Source organism: Thermococcus sp. SY098 (assembly GCF_035621495.1).
Classification (GTDB): Archaea; Methanobacteriota_B; Thermococci; order Thermococcales; family Thermococcaceae; genus Thermococcus_B.
Window position 1 is genome coordinate 658,464 of the sequence record NZ_CP141821.1, and the last position, 23,057, is coordinate 681,520.

Below are 23,057 nucleotides of genomic sequence, written 5' to 3' on the forward strand. Positions count from 1 at the left end.
AACTTTTTAACTATCTTATCATAAATCCTCTTGGCGAGGTGATAGAAATGGCTGAAGACATTGAAGAGATTAGAAAGAGAAAGCTCATGGAACTACAGAGAAGGCTTGCCGAGCAGCAAAAAGCTCAAGAAGAAGCTGCAAGACAGCAAGCTGAACTTGAAGCCCAAATACAGGCAATTTTAAGGAGAATTCTTACTCCAGAAGCAAGAGAAAGGCTTTCAAGAGTTAAACTTGTCAGACCAGAACTTGCACAGCAGGTTGAGCTTATACTGGTTCAGCTTTATCAAGCTGGACAGATCAGGGAGAAAATAGATGATGCAAAGCTCAAGAAAATTTTGGCTCAGATTGATGCGAGAACAAGGAGAGAATTTAGGATTAAGTGGTAGTGAGAGACATACTTTCCCAATTTGACATCCTTAAAATTTATATACCTTTTGTGTGTAAATAAACAAAGGCGAGTGAGAAGAGTATGGATATCAAGAGGGTCATAAAAGAGCTGAACGAAAAAGGTGAGATTAGCTTAGAGACCTGGAAGCCACTCTCCGCCAAGAAGAATGGTGATGGTACTGTTGATATTCTATACCGCAATCTACTGCTTGGAGATGAAAACGATCCCGTATTCCTCTGGGTTTATGTTAACATCATAGAGGAGGATGAAGAGGATACAGAAGTTAGAATTTTGGAAAGGATGACATTTAAAAAAGAGGACCTTGCATGGGTGGCAAAGTTCGTATCAAAGTTTGGTTAATTTTATATAGTATAAATTTATTAACCGTAACCCGCAGATGGGGGTGTCAAAGTGGAAAAGCGTAGGGTCTGCCCAGTTTGTGGTTCAACTGAATTCATTTATGATCCCGAGCATGGAGAAATTGTTTGTTCCAAATGTGGATTCGTCATAGAAGAGAATATAGTTGATATGGGACCAGAATGGCGTGCTTTTGATGCTTCTCAGAGGGAAAAGCGTTCAAGGACTGGCGCACCTGAGAGCATTCTGCTCCACGATAAGGGTTTATCCACAGACATCGGGAGCGACAGGAATATTACCGGTCTGATGAGAGAAAAGATGTACCGTTTGAGGAAATGGCAGTCTCGCCTGAGGGTTAGCGACGCAGCAGAGAGAAATTTAGCCTTTGCTTTAAGCGAACTCGACAGAATTGCCTCACAGCTTAAACTCCCAAAGCACGTTGAGGAGGAAGCAGCAAGGCTTTACAGAGAAGCCGTGAGGAGGGGGCTTATCAGGGGGAGATCCATTGAGAGCGTTATTGCCGCCTGCGTTTACGCTGCATGCAGGCTTTTGAAGATTCCAAGAACTTTGGACGAGATTGCTGACATTGCAAGGGTTGACAAGAAAGAGATTGGAAGGAGCTTTAGATTCATTGCAAGGAATCTTAACTTAACTCCAAAGAAGCTTTTTGTCAAGCCAACTGATTATGTGAACAAGTTTGCTGACGAGCTTGGCTTGAGCGAGAAGGTCAGGAGAAGAGCGATTGAGCTTTTAGAAGAGGCTTATAACAGGGGATTGACAAGCGGTAAAAGTCCAGCTGGATTAGTTGCGGCAGCATTGTACATTGCTTCCCTTCTTGAGGGTGAGAAGAGAACCCAGAGGGAAGTTGCTGAAGTTGCAAGGGTTACTGAAGTGACTGTCAGAAATAGGTACAAAGAATTAGTAGAAAAGCTTGGATTGAAAATAACACTCTGAGCACTTTTACTTTTTTGAGCTTACAAGTCGATTAAATGCTCAAATACTAAACCGATGTCATGCTCAAAGGATAAAAGGGAAATTATTTCTTTCTCATAAACCAGCTCTCCAAAGTTGACTGTTTTCCAGCTCTTATTGCTTTCTTCAGCCTTTCAAGACCGTTCTTTACTCTTTCCTCGCTGAAATCATGCTCATCACAGAGGAACTTTAAAATGCCTTCTTCATCTGGCATCTTCCAGACGAGCTTGTAATCATCTGTAACAGGCGGATTTAGGAAGAACTCCTTGATTGCATATAAATCAACGTCGCTCATCTTCTGATACTTTTTCAGTGGATCTTTTGAATATTTAACTATCTCCAGAGCTTTCTTTGGACCAACCCCCTTGATTCCTCCCGGATTATAATCGGTTCCAACCAGGATAGCAAGTTCTATGAGCTTTTCCCTGTCAATCTTCAGTTCTTTTAGAACTTCTTCCAAAACAATTAGCTCTGGCTTTACTTCAACATAAACATCTTTTCCGGGAAGCTTTCTTCTGCCTGTTATCGTCAAATTCCTAACAAGCCTTGGTGCTCCAAACAAAAGTGAGTCATAATCCTGAGAAGCTGAAGCCCAGACTTTACCCTTTGATGCCATATAAGCCGCTTGGGCTTCACCTTCACTCGGAGCCTGCACCCATGGAATGCCCATAAGATCTAACAATTTTTTAGCATCCTCTATCAGCTGCTCATTCACCCTTGAAGCTCTCTGAGCATATTTCTTTGCCTCCTCCAGATCACCTCTCGCCAAAGCCTCCTGCCACTTTTCCTCAGCTTCTTCCCTTGCTTCCGCTCTTTTTTCAAGCTCTCTCCTCTTGAATTCTGGTGGCTTTCCATCAAAGACGTAAGCTGGCTTTATCCCTGCTTCCATGAGGTTTATCGTCCTGTAGAACAGCCCAGAAAGATGTGAAGTTATCCTCCCCTTAGAGTCCATAAGAGGAGTTCCATCTCTTTGTCTGATAATGGAGAGGAACTGATAAATTGCATTCAGGGCATCGATGGCTATCTTCCTTCCGTTTAGATTTTCAATCTCAATTTCTTTTCTTGGAACAAGCTCACCTATCTGAACTCCCATCACTCCTCACCTATCTTAATGTATAGATATCCTAACACAAATATAAGGCCTGCGATTGCAAAAAGCTTTATAGCATCCAGCTCCCTAAAATCGGAAGCAACAACAAGCTTTTGAATTAAGGCAACTATTCCAACTTCCAATATGTGGGTCAGGCTAACGCGGTGCTGTCTTAAGTAGATTATCAGAATTCTGTAAGTCTCTATGAGGATTATCGTAACGAGGACATTTGCAATCAACAGCTTAGGCTCGACAACTTTGTATGTGAGCTTGAAGTTCAAATAAATGGAATACACGGTAAGGTAGAGTATAAAGAACAGGAATACCATAACCACCATATCAAAGCATATCTCAAGGGTCTTTCTGAAGGCTTTGTGAACCTGCGTATATTGGGCGACTTTCTCTTCTTCCATCTTCGCCATTTTCATCAGCCTACCGGTGTGCTCATCACCCCTCAGATGAGGGGAAGGGTCATCATCACTTTTGTTTCGATGTTTGACTTTAAAATCTTCTCCTCTTATTATCCAACAATCGTTCAAAACCATTAGTTCTTTTAACGAACGCCGATACTCAAGTCGGCAAATCAATAAGAGAAAAGTTATAACTGATTTTTCAGATTAACCTTTGTAAAGTTTATTGGGGTGAAGGAAATGAGTATTGAGGCACTATTCAAGCCAAAAAGCGTTGCCGTCATTGGAGCTTCTGGAAAGCCAGGAAAGATAGGCTATGCAATCATGAAGAACCTCATCGAGTACGGTTACGAAGGGAAAATCTATGCAGTTAACATCAAGGGGGGAGAAATTGAGATAAGCGGGAGAAAATTCAAGGTTTACAAGAGTATTCTTGATGTTCCCGATGAGGTTGATATGGCTGTTATCGTTGTCCCAGCCAAGTTTGTTCCACAGGTTGTCGAGGAATGTGGAAAGAAAGGGGTTAAAGTATTACCTATCATAAGCTCAGGATTTGGTGAACTTGGGCCAGAGGGCAAGAAAGTCGAAGAACAGCTTGTAGAGACAGCTCACAAGTATGGAATGAGGATTCTCGGTCCAAACATTTTCGGTGTTGTTTACACACCAGCAAAGCTCAACGCAACCTTTGGACCAACAGACGTCATGCCCGGCAACTTAGCGTTAATCAGCCAGAGCGGTGCTCTCGGTATAGCCCTTATGGGATGGACAATTCTTGAGAAAGTTGGTCTCTCAGCAGTTGTCAGCATTGGAAACAAGAGCGATATTGACGATGCCGATCTCTTGGAGTACTTTAAGGATGATGAAAACACAAAGGCAATCCTCATCTACATGGAAGGTGTCAAAGATGGTAGGAAGTTCATGAAGGCAGCAAAAGAGGTCAGCATGAAAAAGCCAATCATAGTCATCAAGGCCGGAAGAAGTGAGAGGGGTGCAAAGGCGGCAGCATCACACACTGGTTCATTGGCAGGTGCTGACAGCATCTACACTGCAGCATTCAAGCAGAGTGGTGTTCTGAGAGCATTAACAATTGGCGAAGCCTTTGACTGGGCAAGAACACTCAGCAACTTACCGGAGCCACCAGGGGAGAACGTTGTAATTATCACAAACGGCGGTGGAATTGGAGTCATGGCAACAGATGCAGCCGAAGAGGAAGGATTAAAGCTCTACGACAACCTTGAGGAGCTTAAAATCTTTGCAAACCATATGCCACCATTCGGAAGCTACAAGAACCCAGTTGACTTGACCGGTATGGCGGATGCAAAGGCTTATGAAGGTGCTGTTAGAGATGCTTTAGCTCATCCAGAGATGCATGCAATAGCTGTTCTCTACTGTCAGACCGCTGTTTTAGACCCAAGAGACCTTGCAAGAATAGTAATTGATGAGTACGAGAAGAGCGGAAAGAAGAAGCCAATAGTTGTTGCAATCGTCGGTGGAATTGAGGCAAAGGAAGCAATTGACATTCTCAACGAGAACGGAATCCCGGCATATCCAGAACCAGAGAGAGCCATCAAGTCATTAGCCGCTTTGTACAGATGGAGCAGATGGAAGGCAAGCAAGAGGAAAGAGTGATCTTCTTTTTCTCACTTCCTGTTTTTTTCTTCTGTTCTTTAGATATCCGACACTCTTTTGTCTATCCTTCGTTGGAGCCTCAGGATTTCTTGACAGAAAGTTTTAATATAATGACGAACATATGTTGTATGAGTGAGGGTCAGTAAATGAAAGGGAAAGTACTCAAGATACTCTTTGTCTTAGCAGTCCTTATAACTATTTCATTCCTCTTCCTAAAGCCCAACAACATATATCTTGAGGTGTACTATCCCGGAAACTTAGAATACTTAGGATACAAACACGGATCTTTTGAATTCAAGTTAATAGAGGGAAGTGATGAAATTAATATAATAACAGTCAATGACAAAATATGGACACTTATAGGGGAAGATTTGAAAAATAAGCAAATGTATGTGAAAGTTAATGGAGATGAATTCAGAGCTGTTCTTCGCTTCTGGCATGAGTTGCCAATAAAGGGAGAAGATTTGATTTACATTGCCTCTCCATACAACCTCACAGAGCTTGCGGTTGTTCATCTTCCCGAAAATTATACTCTCAAAGGCTGGAAATTCGAGAGAGGAGCGTTAATCCTTGAGATTGAACCAGCAGATAGAAATGAAGGAAGAGTCATTATACACGATGAAAAACTCAAAGAAGTACAGACAAAAGTAAAGTACCAGCACGCTCCAGTATTCTACACATACAGGGGTAGAATAATCGCAAGGGGAGAAGTTCACGAAAGAGTTCCCGGGATTCCGCTTTACATTTACCCCGGAGAGATAACACAGGGTGTTTCTCCTAAAAATGAACTTTATGATTTAATAAACGTTAAAAACATCCTTCTGAGCCAGTATGAGGTCAGATTAAAGCAAAATGAAACGATAACAGTTGAAGGAAGAATTCTCCCCGCCCCGTGGGAGTTTAACCATACAAGAGGTGTAAATGCCGGCAAAGTAAGGCTTGAAGCTTATTGTGGACCGGATAGAGAAGAGTGGGAGTGGTCATACTTGAGGAGAAGCCTTTATGAACCGGAAGGTCTGAAAATCCAGATTACACCAGAAACACTCGAAATTCCAGTTAATGGAAGTGCAGAGTTTAAAGTTCAAATAACGGCAGAGAAAGATTCTTTGTTCTGCCCCCTTTTCATAATAGCTTTTGCTGATGAAGGATGGAAAAGCTGGGAAAGAGTCAGAGTTATAGTTGGGGAGGGCGAATAATGAACTGGGAAAGGACTTTAAGAGATCATGAAAAGGCAAATCGGAGAATAGGGCGGATTTTTATTTTACTGGGAATTGCAATTGTCATATTTGGAATTATAAACGTCTACCTAAATTTTGAGTACCTCTGCATTCAAGCGTTTGGGACGGTGTATCCAAACACCAGCAGTGCTTTAGTTTTTACGGCATTTCTACTTCCCTACCTTTTCACAGGCACTGGGCTTGGATTGTTAGGAATAACAATTGAGAGAAAACTAAACTTAAAAAATGCAGAAGTTCCTTTAGTTGTGTTGATACTTCTCCCCATAATGTATTCTACAACAAAATTTCTGCTGAGCTCTTTAATGGAAACATACTACTCCCCAATTAGTATGAGTGGAAGCGTTCTGATTAGTGTGTTTTTGATTGCGGGATACATGTTTATGAGTAGGAAAGAATAAATGCAAAAGCTGAAGTATTTAATTCATGTTTACTCTAAATCCCCTCTGCCACTGTTTCAATAGTTGATGTGGTCCAAACTTTATAACATCTCATCACATAAAAAATTCTTGGTGAAGTAAATGCTTATTGGCTTAATCTCAGACATCCACTCCAACTGGGAAGCTCTTCAAGCCGTATGGAGAGAAGTGAAGAAAGCAGATGTGATCTTCTGCATGGGTGACTTAGTTGGCTATGGGGCAAACCCCAATGAAGTCGTTGAATTCTTCAAGGAGCAGCTGAAAAAGAGAGAAGTTCTCTGTGTGAGAGGGAATCATGACAATGCTGTTGCTTTTGGCATGGATTGGGGATTTAATCCATATGCAAGAGGGGCTGTGAGATGGCATCAACAGGTTATGAGTATTGAGAACCTTGAATTTTTAAGGAGATTGCCGATAAGACAGCTCTTTACTGATGACACTGGAAGGAGTTATCTCATAATCCACGGTTCGCCAAGAGCACCTTTAGATGAATACCTCTTTCCCTGGTTCCCAGACAGCGAGCTTAGAGACATTTTAAGCTATGTGAAGCAAGATGACTTGGTTGTAGGACACACTCATATGCCGATGTTGAGGGAAATTGACGGAAGGAGAATAATAAACCCGGGAGGAGTTGGACAGCCGAGAGATGGAGATTGGAGGACTGCTTATGCTCTCATTGATACAGAGACCCGAGAGGTTATTTTTGGGAGGGTTGAGTATGACATTGACAAAGCCGTTAGAAAAATAATTGAAGCTGGGCTACCCAAGTTTCTGGCTTACAGACTTTACGAAGGATATTAAACAGGAGAAAGATCAAGGAGACTGAACTTTTTCTTTCACAGTCCTCAATCTTCTGAGCTTAGATTTAACTGCCAATTTTGAGGAGTCAATTATTATCACTTCTCCAATGCTCTTGACGGCACTTATTGGGATTAAAAGCAGACCCTCATGATCAGTGACAAACTCACTTGTATCTAAATCTTCATCCGGTTCAGCCACAATTACAAGCAGATCACCAGTTTCTTCATCAAAGCTCAAATCATAAACCCATCCGAGTCTTATTCCTGTGTCTGTAATGAGCTCAACATCCCTAAGCTTTGAAGCCTTTATCTTTACCATCTTTGCCACCTCAGAATTTTAAACTATACTATTAGTCGGGTTTTTTGTATAAAAATCTTTTCTGCATGAGCAGAACTGAAAAGTGAGATGGAAAATAAAAGGCAAATCCCCATTCAGCCTGTGATGTAATCCATCTCCTTTCTCTCTTTAGGTGCTTTTCTGCTCTCTTCAAACTGTTTATAGTACTCGATCATGTATTTTGTAACGCTTGGCCTTATCTTCTTCATGGCTTCTTCAAAGTCCTTCCGTGAAACTTTGAGTTTTTCAAGGAACTCTTCACTTTGCTCTTCAATGAGCTCTCTGGAAGTTTTTGCAACAGTTCTCCTTAAAGCGTTCATTGCTGCTTCTCTTACAAGAGCTGCTATGTCCGCTCCTGTATAACCTTCAAGCCTCTTGGCAAGCTCTTTTAAGTTTACATCTTCCGCTAAGGGCACTCTTCTCGTGTGAACTTTTAGAATTTCATATCTTGCTTTTTCGTCTGGTGCTGGAACCAAGATCAACCTATCAAACCTTCCAGGTCTGAGCAAAGCTGGATCCAAGATATCCGGTCTGTTAGTTGCCGCAATAACAACAACCCCACTGTTCTCTTCCAGTCCATCCATCTCTGTCAATAGCTGGTTAATTATCCTATCAGTAACCCTGTTGACATCGCTTCCTCTCATCGGAGCAATTGCATCAATCTCATCGATAAACACCACTGTTGGTGCCGCCTGTCTTGCTTTCCTGAAGATTTCTCTTATTCTTTTTTCGCTTTCTCCTACCCATTTGCTTAAAACTTCTGGACCTCTGATTCCAATGAAGTTAGCCTCGCTCTCGGTTGCAACAGCTTTAGCGAGCATGGTTTTGCCTGTTCCCGGTGGTCCGTAGAGGAGGATTCCCTTTGGAGGATTAATTCCCAAACGCTGAAACGCCTTTGGATATTTGAGCGGCCACTCAACTGCTTCTCTGAGCGCCTGCTTCACATCTTCTAATCCTCCAATGTCCTCCCAGTGAACGTTTGGAACCTCAAGCATAACTTCTCTCAAAGCTGAAGGTTCAACCATTTTCAAAGCTTCGTAGAAGTCTTTCTTAGTAACCTTCAGCTCCTGAAGAACTTCTGGTGCAATCTTTTCCTCTTCTGGATTGATCTTACCTTCTTGGATCAGCCTCCTGAGAACGACCATTGCAGCTTCTCTCGCCAAAGCCGCCAAGTCTGCACCCACGAATCCATGCGTCTTTTCGGCTAACTCATCAAGCATCTTATCAATCAGCTTAGTCTTAACTTCGCGGTAAATTTCCCCATCGCTCTTGAGAATTTCCTTTATCTCTTCTTCATCTCTGGCTTTCTCAACTTTCTTGATGATCTCCTCAAGCTTCTTTTTATCGAAGCGCTCTTCTTTGAGGAATTCTTTAAGAACTTTCAAAACTGACGGTTTATCGTAGTCCGGCTCGAGAGGCATTCCTCTTGTGTGAATCTGGAGGATTTCCTTTCTTCCCTGCTTGTCTGGAACACCAACTTCAATTTCTCTATCAAATCTTCCAGGTCTTCTCAGAGCTGGATCAATTGCATCAGGTCTGTTTGTTGCGGCTATAACTATGACCTTCCCCCTCTTCTTCAGCCCATCCATTAAAGTTAAGAGCTGACTAACAACTCTCTTTTCAACTTCTCCGGTAACCTCTTCTCTCTTTGGTGCAATCGCATCGATCTCGTCAATAAAGATTATGCTCGGAGCGTTTTCTTCAGCCTCCTTGAAGACTTCTCTCAAACGCTCTTCACTCTCACCGTAGAATTTGCTCATAATTTCTGGACCGTTAATGGCTATAAAGTGAGCGTTGGTTTCATTTGCAACAGCCTTTGCGAGCAGGGTTTTGCCTGTTCCCGGCGGTCCGTAGAGCAAAACTCCCTTGGGCGGCTCAATTCCCAAGCGCTCAAAGAGCTCTGGGTGCTTCAACGGTAGTTCAACCATTTCCCTGATCTTCTGAATCGCATCCTTGAGACCGCCAATGTCCTCATAAGTAACCTCTGGAACCTTCTCTTCTCTAACTTCAACCGCTTGAGGAAGAACCTCAATTTCGGTGTTGTATGTTATCTGAACTATCCCCTTGGGATTTGTGTTCACGACAATGAACTTCAATTCACCAAAAGCTAATGGGAGTGCTTCAAAGAATCCTCTAAAGAATTCATCGAAAGGAGAACCCGTGTAGAATTCCTCCCTCCCACTTGCAACTATAATGTCGCCTTTCACAACTGGTCTGCCAAGAAGGTTCTGCTTGATCATATCACCGGGAATCTGAATTAGGACTCCTCTCTGGGCAGGTGCAAGAACAACCTTCTTTGCTTCTTTAACTTCGGCTCTTCTAACAGTCACATAATCCCCGATGCTGACCTTAGCATTCCTCCTGATGTAGCCGTCCATCCTGATTATATCCAGCCCTCTGTCATCTGGATGGGCATTTGCAACAATTGCTGCTGTACTCCTCTCTCCTATGAGTTCAACTATGTCCCCGGGTTCAACACCCAACTCCCGCTGGTATTTTCTGTCAAATCTGACTATCCCTCTCCCAACGTCCCTTTTCAAAGCTTCAGCGACTCTGAGTTTAATCTCATCTTTAACCTCATCTCTTTTTCCTAAAATCATCTTTATCCCTCCTTTGGTGAATCTCAATTGCTTCCTCCAACGTTAAATTACCTTTAGCAACTTCACGTGCAAGCTCAGATGAAATTGTAATTCTACCTCCACTCATAATCCTACTTTTGCTTTTTATATGCTCAATCTCCCTTTTAGTCGGCTCGTTTGTGTAAATCAATTCTCCAATTTTAACTTCTCTCCCTTCCCTTAAAGCTATGTTGATTGATGCAACTATATCTTGAACCTGAGAGCCTTCAACTCCACCTACTTTGGGTGTTGTTCCTCTCTCGTTTACAATGATCACTGGATAACTCTCACCCAAAATTCTTGCAAGCGCTTTAAGCATTAATATGCGGTGCCTTTTTGCTCCGTGCCCAATCTTAATCCTCGCTTTTGGATACTTCTCAAGGAGATCAAGAATCACATCCACGTCTTTGGGGCTCTTCAGATGGTAGACCTCAACCACCCTGTTATCTCCAACGACTGCAACTCCGGGCCTTTCTCCAGGATCTATTGCAATGAAGACCTTTTTGAATCTCTTCCTTCCCTCAAGTCTCGCCAAAAGTTCATCTATGAAGTTTTCGTTCTTAACGATTATCTTAACTGGAAAGTTGATCTTATCGTAATCTTCCTCACTTGTCAGAACAACCTCAACGTCAAAAGGGATCTTTTCATCTAAGCGGAGGCTGTAAAAAGGGATTCTATATTCTTTAAGCACCTTTGAAGCGATATAGTAAACGCGAGCATTTCTTGTTACAATTGCAACTCTCATGGTTTGTGATACGCAGTTAGGTATTAAAAAGGTTGAGGCTTGGAATGAGGAGGTAAATTAAAGTGCTTACCTAAAGCTTTTTTATTAAAGTGATTGAGCTTTTTAAGGTGGTGACATGGCATTCCTGAAGGTTGTTCCACTCGAAGAGGCTTTGAAGGTTATTAATTCATTTTCCTTAAAGCCCAAAATTGAAGAGATCAAGCTTGAAGAAGCCTTAGGAAGAGTCTTAGCTGAAGACATAACCAGTCCAATAGATGTTCCTCCGTTTGATAGGTCAACCGTTGATGGATACGCTGTGAAAAGCAAAGATACATGGGGTGCAAGTGAAACAAACCCTGTAAAATTAAAAGTTGTTGGGGAAATAAACGCTGGAGACATGCCAAAGATAGAGATAAAAGATGGAGAAAGCGCTTACATTTCGACAGGTGCACCTCTGCCAAAGGGAGCAGATGCCGTCATTCCTTTCGAGGAAGTTGACAGAGAAAATGAGTGGGTAGTCGTATATAAGCCAGTGTATCCCGATTATGGAGTTATGAAGGCGGGGATGGATATACCAAAAGGAAAGCTTCTGTTGAAGAAAGGAACAAAGCTGAGCTTCAAAGAAACCGCCCTGCTTTCTGCTGTCGGTTTTGAAAAAGTCAAGGTCTTTGCAAAGCCCAAAGTTGCCGTGATAAGCACGGGAAATGAGGTTATTTTGCCGGGCAGAGAGCTGAAATACGGTCAGATTTATGACATAAATGGCAGGGCGATAAGTGATGCCGTAAGAGAGCTTGGTGGGGAAGCATATTTCTTGGGAATAGCAAGAGATGACAGAGAAAGCTTAAAAGAGAAAATACTTGGGGGACTAAAGTACGATATGATGATCCTTTCAGGGGGGGCAAGCGGAGGAATTAGGGATTTAACGGCTTCAATAATTGAAGAACTCGGTGAGATAAAGGTTCATGGCATAGCTATTCAGCCGGGCAAGCCAACAATAATTGGACTCATAGATGGAAAACCAATCTTTGGTCTGCCGGGTTATCCAACTTCATGCCTAACGAACTTCACTTTGCTGGTCGCTCCCCTAATTAGGAAGCTTCTTGGTCAGAGTCTGGAGTATAGAAAAGCTAAGAAAAAGCTTGCTCACAAAGTTTTCTCTGTAAAAGGAAGAAGACAGTTCTTGCCGGTGAGAATTGAAAATGATAAAGCCGTGCCAATACTAAAAGGAAGCGGTGCTGTCACAAGCTTCATCGATGCTGATGGGTTCATAGAAGTGCCAGAGAACGTTGAGATACTCGACGAAGGAGAGGAAGTTGAGGTGATATTGTTTGGTGTTTGAATTTCTCTCATTTTCTTAATTCTTCCACAGCTCTCTTTACACGCTCTAAAAAGAGTTCTGCATTTTCAACGAGCTCCTCTGCAACTTCTTTACTGATAACAAATTCAACACCGTAATCCGCTTTCTGTCGCATATCGAAAGCATATTTGAAAGCTTTTGCGTACACTTCCTCTAAGTATCCTTTGCTGACAAATTCCAACCCAAGTACTCTTACAATCCCAGAATGTTTTCTCGGGGAGAGATTTTTAGTCAACAGCAATGCCTTTGCAGAATGAAACATTGAGTAATAAGCTCTCGATACTGTACCTCGGTACAGACCCTTTTCCAATAGAATTTTAGCTTCATTTAGGCTTTCTTCTGCTGCTACCAAATGCTTTTCAATTTCATCCAATCCTAATTCCCTCCTTCAATATAATCCTGTGAAATGAGTAGTCCCTGTACTTTTCAAATTCACTCTCCTCCTCAACTATGGCAGATATAACCTCACCGTATTTCATGAGAATCTCCCATGTAATCTCAGAAATTTCTTTCTGTGAAATGTTCTTTGCCACAATCAGAACATCAATATCGCTTTCCTCGTCATAATCTCCTCTGGCAAAAGAGCCAAATAGTATTATTTCCTTGATCCTCTTTCCATACCTCTCCTTTAGAATTTGCACAAATTCTTTAAGTGCCTTTTCTTTGCTCATGATTTAATCATATGCTCATAAGGTTAAATAAATTTCCATACCTAAAACAAATGATTTTTAAACTTCTTCTTCGCTTTAAATTCTTAGGTGAATGCTATGCTTGACATAAAGCTCATTCGTGAAAACCCCGACATTGTTAAAGGTGACCTTATAAAGCGCGGTGAACTTGAAAAGCTCAAATGGATTGATGAAATTCTTGAGCTTGACAAGAAATGGAGAGAAAACCTCAGAAAGATTAACCAGCTGAGAAGGGAGAGGAACAGAATAGCCGTCGAAATAGGCAAAAGAAAGAAAGCGGGAGAAAGCGTGGATGACCTACTTACAAAGAGCAAAGGGATAGTCAAGCAGATTGAAATACTGGAGGAGGAGAACGAAGAAATAAGGAAGAAAATTGACTTCTACCTCTGGAGATTGCCAAACATAACCCATGAAAGTGTCCCAATTGGAAAGGATGATACCGAAAATGTTCCGATAAAATTCTGGGGCAAGGCAAGAGTCTGGAAAGGTCATCTTGAGAGCTTTCTTGAGCAGAGTCAAGGAAAGATGGAGTATGAGATTTTAGAGTGGAAGCCAAAGCTTCACGTTGACCTGCTTGAGATTTTGAGAGGCGCAGATTTTGAAAGAGCTGCAAAGGTCAGTGGTTCAAGATTTTATTATCTCCTCAATGAGATTGTAATCCTTGACTTAGCACTAATCCGCTTTGCTCTTGATAGGCTGATTGAGAAAGGATTCACACCGGTTATTCCTCCCTATATGGTCAGGAGATACGTTGAAGAGGGTGTTACAACTTTTGACGACTTTGAAAATGTTATTTATAAGGTCGAAGGCGAAGACTTGTATCTGATCCCGACAGCAGAGCACCCATTAGCTGGAATGCATGCCAACGAGATCATTGATGGTAAAGATTTGCCACTCCTTTATGTTGGAGTCTCACCATGCTTCCGTAAAGAGGCGGGAACTGCTGGAAAGGACACAAAGGGAATTTTCAGGGTCCACCAGTTCCACAAGGTTGAACAGTTCGTCTATTCAAGACCAGAAGAGAGCTGGGAGTGGCATGAAAAGCTCCTCCAGAACGCTGAAGAGCTGTTCCAAGAACTTGAGATTCCGTATAGAGTGGTCAATATTTGTACTGGAGATTTGGGCTATGTTGCCGCCAAAAAGTACGACATTGAAGCATGGATGCCGGGCCAAGGAAAGTTCAGAGAGGTTGTCAGCTGTTCAAACTGCACCGACTGGCAGGCGAGAAGGTTGAACATTAGATTCCGAGACAAGACTCATGAGAAGCCGAAGTTCGTGCACACCTTAAATTCAACAGCGATAGCAACCTCAAGAGCGATAGTTGCCATTTTGGAGAACTTCCAGGAAGAGGATGGGACGGTTAAGATACCAAAGGCACTGTGGAAGTACACAGGATTCAAAGAAATTGTACCTGCGGATAGAAAAGAGAAGTGCTGTCAAAGTTGACTCTTATTTTTAACCCTCTCTTCAAGTCTTCTCCTACGCCTTTCTTTCTGCTCTCTTAGATATGGATACCTCATAATATGTCCGCATTCAAGACACTTGATAACAACATGCGGCATCCTCTTCTGCCTCAGCCTAACTTGAGCGTTAACCCCCGGCACTAAAAAGGAATGACATTTTTTGCAATACCGCCGCTTCCACTTTCTTGGCATCCTCACTTTAGCCTTCTGCTGCACAGCCAGGGCGATTTCAACATATCTATTAGCCAACTCCTTATCATAAGGAAAAACTCTCTCAGCTAATGTAAAGAGTATGTTAATTCTCTCCAGAGCAATTTTCCTCTTCTCTCTCTGCTCCTTCTTCCTCAAAAACTTCTTTGACATTTCAACCACTTCACTCTGGCTTTATCATTTTAAGCTTTCCAAAGAAAGGTTCATAAAGGTGCCCTTCTGCAATTAAACGCTCTATGATCTCTTTGGCATATGCCTCTTTAAATCCATATTCAAGCAACGCTTTGTAGAACTCTTCTCTGGTAACCGTTCCATCAATAGAGGTTGCCTCCAAGTCCATAAAAATATTCAGTGCAGTGTTTGCCCTTTTATCCCCACTAATATATCTCTCGTAAGTTTCCACGGCCCTCAATATGACTTTCTCTGGCAGTTCATTCATCCACAGGTCGAGGATTTCCTGGTTTATGAGCAAGACATCATGGATAATGCCCGTATCAATCTTCCCCTTAAATCTACCAATCGAACCCAAAATATGAGCGCTCAGCAGATATCTTGTATTTGTCTCAAATATCATGCCCTTGAGTATCAATGCGTCAAATTTTTCACCATATTCATGACGGTTTTTCATTATCCAATGCTCAAATCTGTTTCTGAATTTCTGCATAACCTCATCCCCAGCACTAAGCGATGCTATTTTCTCCCTTTCTTTGAAGATTGTTATGATAACATTTGGAATCAGCTCTTCAAGTTCCTTATTCCTCTCATAGCCAATAGGTTCATTGAGAATATATGGAGTTTCAGAAGAGTAAGCCAGTGGATCGTCTGGTGATAACCGGCTGTATCTCTTTGGCGTCAAAAACACAGCATTTTTGTTCTCAAAATATTCAACAGCCCAATTTGGAGCTGGAATTTCTTTGCTGAGGATCTTCTTGTTGTATGGGACATAGTATTTCAGATTCGTATTATTAGGATTAAATAGAACGAAATCCAAATCAAGCTCTGGATCAACAAAAGAGTCCTTGTTGTCCTTTCTTAAGTGCAGTTCCATAGGGAAAAGTAAATAAAGATAGCGAACAGTTTCCCAGACTGACAGGATGATTTTCTGCTCATTCTTGAATACGGAAAAAGTAATCCCTTCCCCCCAGTTCTTTTTTGTGCCCACAATTATTGGAGAGGCAAAGAGGGAGTAAATTACAGCTTTCTCAAGGTCGTAGTTGGCATATATTGTTTTCATAAATAGATCCTCAAATTCTTTCTTGCTTAATGCCATATCTTCGTATTCGAGCCAGTAATCAGAGTAATCCGCACTCTCAAGAGATACAACATGAACCATACGTAGGTTTCCATAAGGATAACCATCAACAATTCCCTTAACCCTTACATACTCTCCACTCTTAAATTTAGCACTAATATTGCTTTTTTCAGTAATCCTGAGGACAAGATACGCTCTCAGCCCAGCTTTTTTAAGTTCGCTTGGAGAGAGGGGCGAAAGGATGTAGTAGAGGGCATCCTTTGGAGCATAAGGGGGCTGTCTGAGGAGTAAAAAGCCCTGGACTTCAACAAGCTCACCATTCTTTGAACTCTGGATCTTACTCTGGAAATCCCTAACCCTTTTAGCTGGTGTAAGCTTTTCTCGCCTTCCTGCAAGCCTCAGAAGTTTAAACACGTAATCCTCCATCAAACATAGCATCTACCGAAATGTTTATAAATCCTCCTTTGAAGGTATGTATCGGTACGGCGGTCATAGCGGCGGGGCTACACCCGGTCTCGTTTCGATCCCGGAAGTTAAGCCCGCCAGCGATCCCGGTTGTACTGCCCTCCGAGAGGGGGCGGGAAACCGGGGACGCCGCCGGCCACTCAAACTGTTTTTCTGTTGAGATTTTAAGAAATCAGTACACTTTAGTTGGTGAAGATTTTTAGTTTCGAGCAAACAGCGTCTGTTAGGGAAAGGTTTAAAAACTAAATTCTCCTTTGCTATCTTGACAGCTCGATGAACGATGAAGTTTTGGAGGGATGTGAAATGGCAAAGCCAAGTTACGTGAAGTTTGAGGTTCCAAAAGAGCTGGCTGAGAAAGCTCTTGAGGCTGTTGAGATTGCAAGAGACACCGGGAGAGTAAGGAAGGGTACAAACGAGACAACAAAGGCCGTTGAGAGAGGGCAGGCAAAGCTTGTCATAATCGCGGAAGATGTTGATCCAGAGGAAATCGTTGCACACTTACCACCACTCTGTGAGGAGAAGGAGATTCCATACATCTATGTTCCAAGCAAGAAGGAGCTCGGAGCTGCTGCTGGTATTGAGGTTTCAGCCGCAAGCGTTGCTATAATCGAGCCTGGTAAGGCTCGTGAGCTTGTTGAGGAAATCGCTATGAAGGTTAGGGAGCTTATGAAGTGAGCTCCCCCTCCTTCCCTTTACATTCACACTCATCGAAAGATTTAAAGGTCATTGGGTGAGGTTTTTTATAGCTATCATAGAGGTGTGAGGAATGAGCGACGAAGGATACGCTGCTGAGGTTATTGAAATCGTTGGAAGGACTGGAGTTACAGGTGGCGTTACTCAGGTTAAGGTTAGGGTTTTAGAGGGCAGAGATAAGGGAAGAGTCATCAGAAGGAACATTAAGGGCCCAGTGAGAGTTGGCGACATTGTCATTCTCAGAGAGACTGAGAGAGAAGCAAGAGAGATTAAGGCAAGGTGATGTAAATGGCAAGGTGGAACGTCTGCTCATACTGTGGAAAGGAGTTCGAACCAGGAACAGGAAAGATGTTCGTCAGAAACGATGGCAGGGTTTTCTTCTTCTGCTCAAGCAAGTGCGAAAAGTACTTCCTCATGGGCAGAAATCCAAGAAAGCTTAAGTGGACAAAGGCATTCCAAGAGGCAAGGCTCCAGAGAGCAAGAAGCAGAAGAAGGTGAGCTTTTTGTTCTTTATTTTTTAAATCGTTAGCAGAATTACTTTTACTGATAGTTTTAAAATTTTACAGTTATACTGTGGCTTTATTGTCTAATAACCAGCCGAAAATCTTAAATATTATTAGTGGTCTATGTTAAATTGAAATCCTCCTTGGGGGGGGCGAATGCGAAGATGGGTAATTTTGTTTGTAATTGGACTGTGGATACTAAGTATTTTTGAAAGTGTAGTAGCATACTCTTCTACATACGATGTTGTTCTATGGGACGATGGACCATCATTCTATGACACAAGGACAGTGGGTTCTTGGCCAGCAAAATGTACATTTGTAATTAGGGGAGAGCTTGTAACCTACTCAACATCATGGTATCAGGGAGAAGGATGCACCGAACTGTTCATACCATTTTTAGGATACTTTATTTTCAGCCAAGCGATAGGGACTGTAGAGAACAGCGATGGATTTCGTGATGTCTCGTATTTCAGCAAAGTATCTTTTGTAAAAAGTTTCTACTATCCATATCCCAGAGATGGTCCAAGCTCTACACTAACAGTAGGATGGCACTACAAACACTATTACTACGGATGAAAAATCTGAGGAGGTGATGACAATGAGAAAAAGTGTCCTTATATTGTTGCTTACTATTTTAGCAATCTCGGGAACTGTGGCAGTTACATTGGCGTACAATCCTATGCCTGCTTCCGAAAAAATAGCTGAACGAATCAATACAATAGAGAAATATTCATTCACAGAAATTATTCAAAGCAATCAGTATTTCGGCGAAATTAAAGAAGTAAATGGCTCGAGGGAAGCGATCATGAAGTTTGCATATAAAAGTAGTGGAAAGAGATGGGGATGGATAGACCTAAAAACAATGTCAGCTGAAGTATTTGAAGAGTACTACATAAATGACACGCTTGTTATGAGAACATATGCAAAAGTAGAAAACGGCAAATTAAGCGGATATGTCGAGTTAAAAAATGGCAAAAAGTTGCCTTTAACTCAAGTACTTGAGGAAAACTATGGTATCCCACCAGAAAAAGCTGTTGAAATGTTTATGCACAACCATCCACTAGCTGCACTTAACTCTAAGCTTAAGCACAACATATTAATACCAGTAGAACCATCTCTTAAAGACAAGCTATTAATGACATTAGGATTAAAAGAAACAGTCTACATGTACAAGTTGCCTTCAGAGGGGAACAGAGAATGGAAAATCATTGTTAAAGGGGATGGTACCCCAGAAAAAATTGAACTGATATCCAATGATTCTACAGCTCCAGGTGTTGTAAAAGCAATTATCGAAATTAATCCTGCAAATTAATGAGTTTTTCTTAAGCTTTTTATTATTTTTAGACCAAAAAGCATTTTAACACTTTATGCTAAGCTTTTCTGGTGTTGCCAATGGCTGACAATAAGGTTGAGAGAACTCTAGTTATAATAAAGCCAGATGCCGTTGTTAGAGGATTAATTGGAGAAATCATTTCAAGATTTGAAAAGAAAGGCCTTAAAATCGTTGGAATGAAGATGATTCATATTGATAGAGAGCTGGCAGAGATTCACTATGCTGAACACAAAGGGAAGCCATTCTTCAATGCTCTCATTGACTACATAACAAAGGCTCCCAGTATTGTTATGGTCGTTGAAGGCCGTTACGCTATCGGCGTTGTGAGAAAGATGGCTGGTGCAACTGATCCAAAAGACGCAGAGCCCGGAACAATTAGAGGTGATTTGGGCTTGGATGTTGGAGATGCAATTTACAATGTTGTCCATGCAAGTGACAGCCCAGAGAGTGCTGAGCGCGAGATAAACCTCTACTTTAAGCCTGAAGAAATTTTTGAATATTCAAAAGCCGTTGACTGGTTCTATAAGACACACTGGGATAAGGAGAAGGGCGAGTGGATTGAGTAGTTTTTCTTTTCTACCAAACTTTTAAAAGTCAATTTTTTAAATTAGCTTGGAGCTTGCATTAAGTTAGCACTCATTTAATAATTGACAAAACGACAAGAAGGTGGGAAAAATGAAAAGAATTAGACAACCAATTATAGCTGTTCTTGGTCATGTTGATCATGGGAAGTGCCTTTTGCCAGATGAAAGGATAGTGATCCCAGAGCTTGGTGAGATTACCCTAAAAGAGCTGTTTGAACTTGGAGGAGAGATTGTCGTTAAAGATGGGGAAAAAGAAATCAGAGAACTCAACATTGAGGTCCATGTTGTAAGTCAAGATGGAACTATTCGGAGAGCTAAAAGTCCCTATATCTGGCGGTTGAGGCACAGGGGTAAGGTTCTTAAGGTAAAACTCAAAAACTGGCACTCTGTTAGTGTAACCCCGGAGCATCCGTTTCTAACGAACAAAGGATGGAAACGTGCTGACCAGCTTAAGCCTGGAGATTATGTTGCAGTTCCAAAGAGAATCGATGGGAACGAGAGTCATGAGCGTTTTATGAGATACGTTTACTCAAAAATTCTAACTGAAGAGCTAATCGCAAAGCTAAATGAGAATAAGCTCGAAGAAATCAGGAAGCACTTTAGAGGATATAAGATATACAAGATCCAAAAAAATGTCTTCAGAAAAGAGGACATTGAAAAATTAAATCTTAACGATAGCATTGAAAAAATAGCTTTTACTCCAAGGGGTCACCGTTCTGGAAAGCCTCTATACTATCTTAAAATGCCAAAAAGTATAGATGAGTGGAAGGCTGTGTTCTACTTTGCTGGAGTCATGTTCGGTGATGGAAGTCAAGAAAAAATAGCAAACAACGATGTGGAAGTTTTCGAAAGGCTCAAAGGCCTTAAACCCCTTGGTGTAGAGCTTGTCAGAGTTAAGAGAAGAACTTCTTATGAAATAGAGCTTAGAAAAGCGAAAAATGCTCTGCTCAGATTTATCAAGCTACTGTTCGAATATCCAGAAGAGAGGAAAGCTCACAGCATTAGGGTTCCACAAGTCCTCTTCATTGCTCCAAAGGAGCTTGTGGCTGAATTCATTAGGGGCTACTTTGATGCAGATGCTTATGTCAGTTTAAAGGATGTAAGGATTGAAGTAACAAGTGCATCAGAAGAGTTCGTTGAAAAGCTAACTCTCGTGCTTCTCAGGTTTGGGATTCTGTCGAAGATTTATGATAACAAGGGATATCGGACACTGATAATTTCGGGAAGAAGGAACCTAATTGAATTCAAGCAACATATTGGATTCACGGTAAAAGTCAAGACGGAGAGACTCGATAAGATAATTAAAAAGAGTAAAAAGAGTGAGCTCTATCCAATTCAGGAAGAGCTCAAACGGTTAAGGCTTTTATTCGGCTTTACAAGGAGCGAGCTCAACAGTGAAGTTCCATACTACTCAAAATATGAAAGTTCAGAAATTCCAAGTTATGAAATTCTCAAGAAAATCCTCCAGACAATCAGAAGAGGATCAAAGAACCTTGATGTAAAGCTCAGTGCGCTTGAAGGTTCACGAAGCGATCACAACTATATCAAAGCCTTTGAAGCTGATGGTTTAATGAAGAACGGAAAACCTACGGAACTTGGTAGGGAACTGATTGAGGTCTGGAGGAACAGAGAATTTGACTCAAAGGACGTTGACTACATTGAAAACCTCATTGAAAACCTGGCTTTTGTTCCAGTAGAAAGCATTGAGGAGCTTGAATATGACGGTTATGTTTATGACCTTACAACGGAGACACACAACTTCATAGCCAATGGGATTTTAGTCCACAACACCACTCTGCTTGACAAAATCCGTAAAACGAATGTTGCCGCTAAAGAAGCTGGTGGTATAACCCAGCACATAGGAGCAACGGAAGTTCCTATCGATGTTGTTAAGCAAATTGCTGGACCTCTCTTAAAGCTCTGGAAAGGCGAGATAAAGCTTCCTGGCCTGCTGTTTATTGATACTCCCGGTCACGAGGCATTCACAAGTTTAAGAGCGAGAGGGGGCAGTTTGGCTGATTTAGCCATCCTCATTGTTGACATAAATGAAGGCTTTCAGCCCCAGACAATTGAGAGCATTGAGATCCTGAGAAGATATAAAACACCGTTTATAGTTGCTGCAAACAAGATTGACCGTATAAAGGGCTGGAAAATTCAGGAATGGGAACCGTTCCTGGTAAACATCAAAAAGCAAGACCAAAGAGCTGTGCAAGAGCTTGAGACAAAACTCTGGGAGCTTATTGGAAAGTTCTATGAGATGGGCTTCCAAGCGAACAGGTTTGACAGAGTTCAGGACTTTACACGTGAGCTGGCTATCGTTCCAATTTCAGCCAAATATGGAATAGGTGTTCCAGAGCTTTTAGTCCTCATAGCTGGTTTATCTCAGAAGTATTTGGAGAAAAAGCTCAAGATTGAGGTTGAAGGTCCGGCAAGGGGTACGATCCTTGAAGTTAGAGAAGAGCCGGGATTGGGGACAACTATTGACGTCATAATCTATGATGGAACACTCCACAAGGATGACATCATAGTCGTCGGTGGAAAGGACAAGGCAATAGTAACAAAGATCAGAGCTTTGCTCAAACCGAAGCCCTTGGATGAGATTAGAGATCCAAGATTCAGGTTTGACCAAGTTGATGAAGTCGTTGCAGCAGCGGGTGTTAAGATAGCCGCACCAGATTTGGAGGAAGCCTTAGCAGGTTCACCAGTGATAGCATGCAGAAGTGAAGAGGAAATCGAAAAAGCAAGGCAGGAGATTCTTAACCAGATTAAAAGCGTCGTCATAAGCACAGACAAGGTTGGGGTAATAGTTAAGGCTGACACTCTTGGAAGCCTTGAAGCGTTAAGCAAGGAGCTCCAGGAGAAGAACATCCCAATCAGGAAAGCTGATGTCGGAAACATAAGCAAAACTGATGTCATGGAGGCTCTAAGCGTAAAAGAAGAAAAGCCTCTCTACGGTGTTGTTCTTGGATTCAACGTCAAAGTCAATGAAGATGCAGAGGAGATTGCAAAAGCCAAGGGAGTGCCAATATTCGTTGGGAACATCATCTATAAGATAATTGAGGACTATGAAGCATGGGTAAAAGCGGAAGAAGAGAAAAAGAAAAAGGAGCTGTTAGCTAAGACAACTTTCCCAGGAGTTATAAGGCTGTTCCCAGATGAGCGTTACGTCTTCAGGAGAAGTCATCCAGCAATAGTCGGTGTTGAAGTCCTTGAGGGAAGAATTAAGCCTGGCTACACTCTAATAAAGCAAAACGGACAGAAAGTAGGAACGATAAAGTCTATCAAGTCGAAGAACGACTTCCTCCAAGAGGCCAAAAAAGGTGAAGCCGTTGCCATTGCCATTGATGGTCCAATAGTTGGAAGACACATTCATCCGGGAGAGATTCTCTACGTTGATTTGAGCAGAGACGATGCAATAAGGCTTGTGAAAGAGCTTAGAGACATGCTTGACGAGACCGATATAAAAGCTTTGAAGATGATTGCAAAAGTTAAGGCAAGAGAAGATCCGTTCTGGGCGGCGCTTTGATTA

General features: G+C 41.9%; 25 protein-coding genes and 1 rRNA gene. 17 read left to right on the top strand and 9 right to left on the bottom strand.

Annotated features, from left to right (window positions below; genetic code table 11):
- The first annotated feature begins 47 nt into the window (after positions 1–47).
- The 3 genes from VFC49_RS03625 (at position 48) to VFC49_RS03635 (ending at position 1,699) form a co-directional block, all read left to right on the top strand.
- Positions 48–386, top strand: coding sequence for a DNA-binding protein (locus VFC49_RS03625; protein ID WP_013467371.1), 339 nt, complete (start codon positions 48–50; stop codon positions 384–386).
- A gap of 83 nt (positions 387–469) precedes the next feature.
- Positions 470–748 carry a hypothetical protein gene (locus tag VFC49_RS03630; RefSeq protein WP_013467372.1) on the top strand — a complete coding sequence of 93 codons (279 nt, stop codon included), beginning with the start codon at positions 470–472 and terminating at the stop codon, positions 746–748.
- A gap of 51 nt (positions 749–799) precedes the next feature.
- Positions 800–1,699 carry a transcription initiation factor IIB gene (locus tag VFC49_RS03635; RefSeq protein WP_013467373.1) on the top strand — a complete coding sequence of 300 codons (900 nt, stop codon included), beginning with the start codon at positions 800–802 and terminating at the stop codon, positions 1,697–1,699.
- 82 nt (positions 1,700–1,781) lie between these two features.
- Here the strand turns inward: VFC49_RS03635 and fen are convergent, their stop codons facing one another.
- Together fen and VFC49_RS03645 are read right to left on the bottom strand one after the other, a co-directional pair.
- Entirely contained in the window at positions 1,782–2,810 is a 1,029-nt protein-coding gene (gene fen / locus VFC49_RS03640; RefSeq protein WP_324736208.1) for a flap endonuclease-1, read from the bottom strand.
- On the bottom strand, positions 2,810–3,229 hold the full coding sequence (locus tag VFC49_RS03645; protein WP_324736209.1) for a phosphate-starvation-inducible PsiE family protein: 420 nt from the start codon (positions 3,227–3,229) through the stop codon (positions 2,810–2,812). The genes fen and VFC49_RS03645 overlap by 1 nt, the downstream gene beginning before the upstream one ends.
- A gap of 228 nt (positions 3,230–3,457) precedes the next feature.
- Between VFC49_RS03645 and acs the strand changes: the two genes are divergently transcribed.
- The 4 genes from acs (at position 3,458) to VFC49_RS03665 (ending at position 7,301) form a co-directional block, all read left to right on the top strand.
- On the top strand, positions 3,458–4,846 hold the full coding sequence (gene acs / locus VFC49_RS03650; protein ID WP_324736210.1) for an acetate--CoA ligase alpha subunit: 1,389 nt from the start codon (positions 3,458–3,460) through the stop codon (positions 4,844–4,846).
- A 146-nt stretch (positions 4,847–4,992) separates the two neighbouring features.
- The gene (locus VFC49_RS03655) at positions 4,993–6,042 is read left to right on the top strand and encodes a hypothetical protein (protein ID WP_324736211.1); all 1,050 of its coding nucleotides are present in this window, start codon (positions 4,993–4,995) and stop codon (positions 6,040–6,042) included.
- On the top strand, positions 6,042–6,482 hold the full coding sequence (locus tag VFC49_RS03660) for a hypothetical protein (protein ID WP_324736212.1): 441 nt from the start codon (positions 6,042–6,044) through the stop codon (positions 6,480–6,482). The genes VFC49_RS03655 and VFC49_RS03660 overlap by 1 nt, the downstream gene beginning before the upstream one ends.
- A gap of 120 nt (positions 6,483–6,602) precedes the next feature.
- The gene (locus VFC49_RS03665) at positions 6,603–7,301 is read left to right on the top strand and encodes a metallophosphoesterase family protein (protein WP_324736213.1); all 699 of its coding nucleotides are present in this window, start codon (positions 6,603–6,605) and stop codon (positions 7,299–7,301) included.
- Between the two features lie 12 nt (positions 7,302–7,313).
- On the opposite strand, the gene VFC49_RS03670 is transcribed toward VFC49_RS03665, so the two are convergent.
- The 3 genes from VFC49_RS03670 to VFC49_RS03680 all read right to left on the bottom strand — a co-directional run bounded on the left by VFC49_RS03670 (position 7,314) and on the right by VFC49_RS03680 (position 11,000).
- Positions 7,314–7,619 (bottom strand): PRC-barrel domain-containing protein, encoded by a 306-nt coding sequence (locus VFC49_RS03670; protein WP_324736214.1) that lies wholly within the window; start codon positions 7,617–7,619, stop codon positions 7,314–7,316.
- A gap of 113 nt (positions 7,620–7,732) precedes the next feature.
- Positions 7,733–10,237: a CDC48 family AAA ATPase gene (locus VFC49_RS03675; protein ID WP_324736215.1), complete on the bottom strand. Its 2,505-nt coding sequence runs from the start codon at positions 10,235–10,237 to the stop codon at positions 7,733–7,735.
- Positions 10,215–11,000, bottom strand: coding sequence for a hypothetical protein (locus VFC49_RS03680; protein ID WP_324736216.1), 786 nt, complete (start codon positions 10,998–11,000; stop codon positions 10,215–10,217). The genes VFC49_RS03675 and VFC49_RS03680 overlap by 23 nt, the downstream gene beginning before the upstream one ends.
- A gap of 115 nt (positions 11,001–11,115) precedes the next feature.
- Here VFC49_RS03680 and glp point away from each other — a divergent pair, with 115 nt between their 5' ends.
- Positions 11,116–12,318 (top strand): gephyrin-like molybdotransferase Glp, encoded by a 1,203-nt coding sequence (glp, locus tag VFC49_RS03685; protein WP_324736217.1) that lies wholly within the window; start codon positions 11,116–11,118, stop codon positions 12,316–12,318.
- 7 nt (positions 12,319–12,325) lie between these two features.
- Here glp and VFC49_RS03690 read toward each other — a convergent pair whose 3' ends face one another.
- Together VFC49_RS03690 and VFC49_RS03695 are read right to left on the bottom strand one after the other, a co-directional pair.
- Complete coding sequence (locus tag VFC49_RS03690; RefSeq protein WP_324736218.1) at positions 12,326–12,709, bottom strand: HEPN domain-containing protein; 384 nt, start codon at positions 12,707–12,709, stop codon at positions 12,326–12,328.
- Complete coding sequence (locus VFC49_RS03695) at positions 12,702–13,007, bottom strand: nucleotidyltransferase domain-containing protein (protein WP_324736219.1); 306 nt, start codon at positions 13,005–13,007, stop codon at positions 12,702–12,704. The genes VFC49_RS03690 and VFC49_RS03695 overlap by 8 nt, the downstream gene beginning before the upstream one ends.
- Positions 13,008–13,103: 96 nt before the next feature.
- Between VFC49_RS03695 and serS the strand changes: the two genes are divergently transcribed.
- On the top strand, positions 13,104–14,471 hold the full coding sequence (serS, locus tag VFC49_RS03700) for a serine--tRNA ligase (protein WP_324736220.1): 1,368 nt from the start codon (positions 13,104–13,106) through the stop codon (positions 14,469–14,471).
- Here the strand turns inward: serS and VFC49_RS03705 are convergent.
- Together VFC49_RS03705 and VFC49_RS03710 are read right to left on the bottom strand one after the other, a co-directional pair.
- A complete protein-coding gene (locus VFC49_RS03705) occupies positions 14,462–14,851 on the bottom strand; it encodes a ribonuclease P protein component 4 (RefSeq protein ID WP_324736221.1) in 390 nt (129 codons plus the stop codon). The genes serS and VFC49_RS03705 overlap by 10 nt on opposite strands.
- Before the next feature lie 10 nt (positions 14,852–14,861).
- Complete coding sequence (locus VFC49_RS03710) at positions 14,862–16,376, bottom strand: hypothetical protein (RefSeq protein WP_324736222.1); 1,515 nt, start codon at positions 16,374–16,376, stop codon at positions 14,862–14,864.
- A gap of 55 nt (positions 16,377–16,431) precedes the next feature.
- On the opposite strand from VFC49_RS03710, the gene rrf reads away from it, so the two are divergent.
- The 8 genes from rrf to infB all read left to right on the top strand — a co-directional run bounded on the left by rrf (position 16,432) and on the right by infB (position 23,054).
- A 5S ribosomal RNA gene (gene rrf / locus VFC49_RS03715) occupies positions 16,432–16,553 on the top strand.
- A gap of 165 nt (positions 16,554–16,718) precedes the next feature.
- On the top strand, positions 16,719–17,090 hold the full coding sequence (gene rpl7ae / locus VFC49_RS03720; RefSeq protein ID WP_324736624.1) for a 50S ribosomal protein L7Ae: 372 nt from the start codon (positions 16,719–16,721) through the stop codon (positions 17,088–17,090).
- A gap of 91 nt (positions 17,091–17,181) precedes the next feature.
- Positions 17,182–17,391: a 30S ribosomal protein S28e gene (locus VFC49_RS03725; RefSeq protein ID WP_013467393.1), complete on the top strand. Its 210-nt coding sequence runs from the start codon at positions 17,182–17,184 to the stop codon at positions 17,389–17,391.
- Positions 17,392–17,396: 5 nt separating this feature from the next.
- Positions 17,397–17,606, top strand: a complete 210-nt coding sequence (locus VFC49_RS03730; RefSeq protein WP_013467394.1) for a 50S ribosomal protein L24e — start codon at positions 17,397–17,399, stop codon at positions 17,604–17,606.
- 161 nt (positions 17,607–17,767) lie between these two features.
- On the top strand, positions 17,768–18,187 hold the full coding sequence (locus VFC49_RS03735) for a hypothetical protein (protein WP_324736223.1): 420 nt from the start codon (positions 17,768–17,770) through the stop codon (positions 18,185–18,187).
- A 16-nt stretch (positions 18,188–18,203) separates the two neighbouring features.
- Complete coding sequence (locus tag VFC49_RS03740) at positions 18,204–18,923, top strand: hypothetical protein (protein ID WP_324736224.1); 720 nt, start codon at positions 18,204–18,206, stop codon at positions 18,921–18,923.
- 80 nt (positions 18,924–19,003) lie between these two features.
- Positions 19,004–19,510 carry a nucleoside-diphosphate kinase gene (gene ndk / locus VFC49_RS03745; protein ID WP_324736225.1) on the top strand — a complete coding sequence of 169 codons (507 nt, stop codon included), beginning with the start codon at positions 19,004–19,006 and terminating at the stop codon, positions 19,508–19,510.
- A gap of 109 nt (positions 19,511–19,619) precedes the next feature.
- Positions 19,620–23,054, top strand: coding sequence for an intein-containing translation initiation factor aIF-2 (gene infB / locus VFC49_RS03750; protein ID WP_324736226.1), 3,435 nt, complete (start codon positions 19,620–19,622; stop codon positions 23,052–23,054).
- Positions 23,055–23,057: the final 3 nt, after the last annotated feature.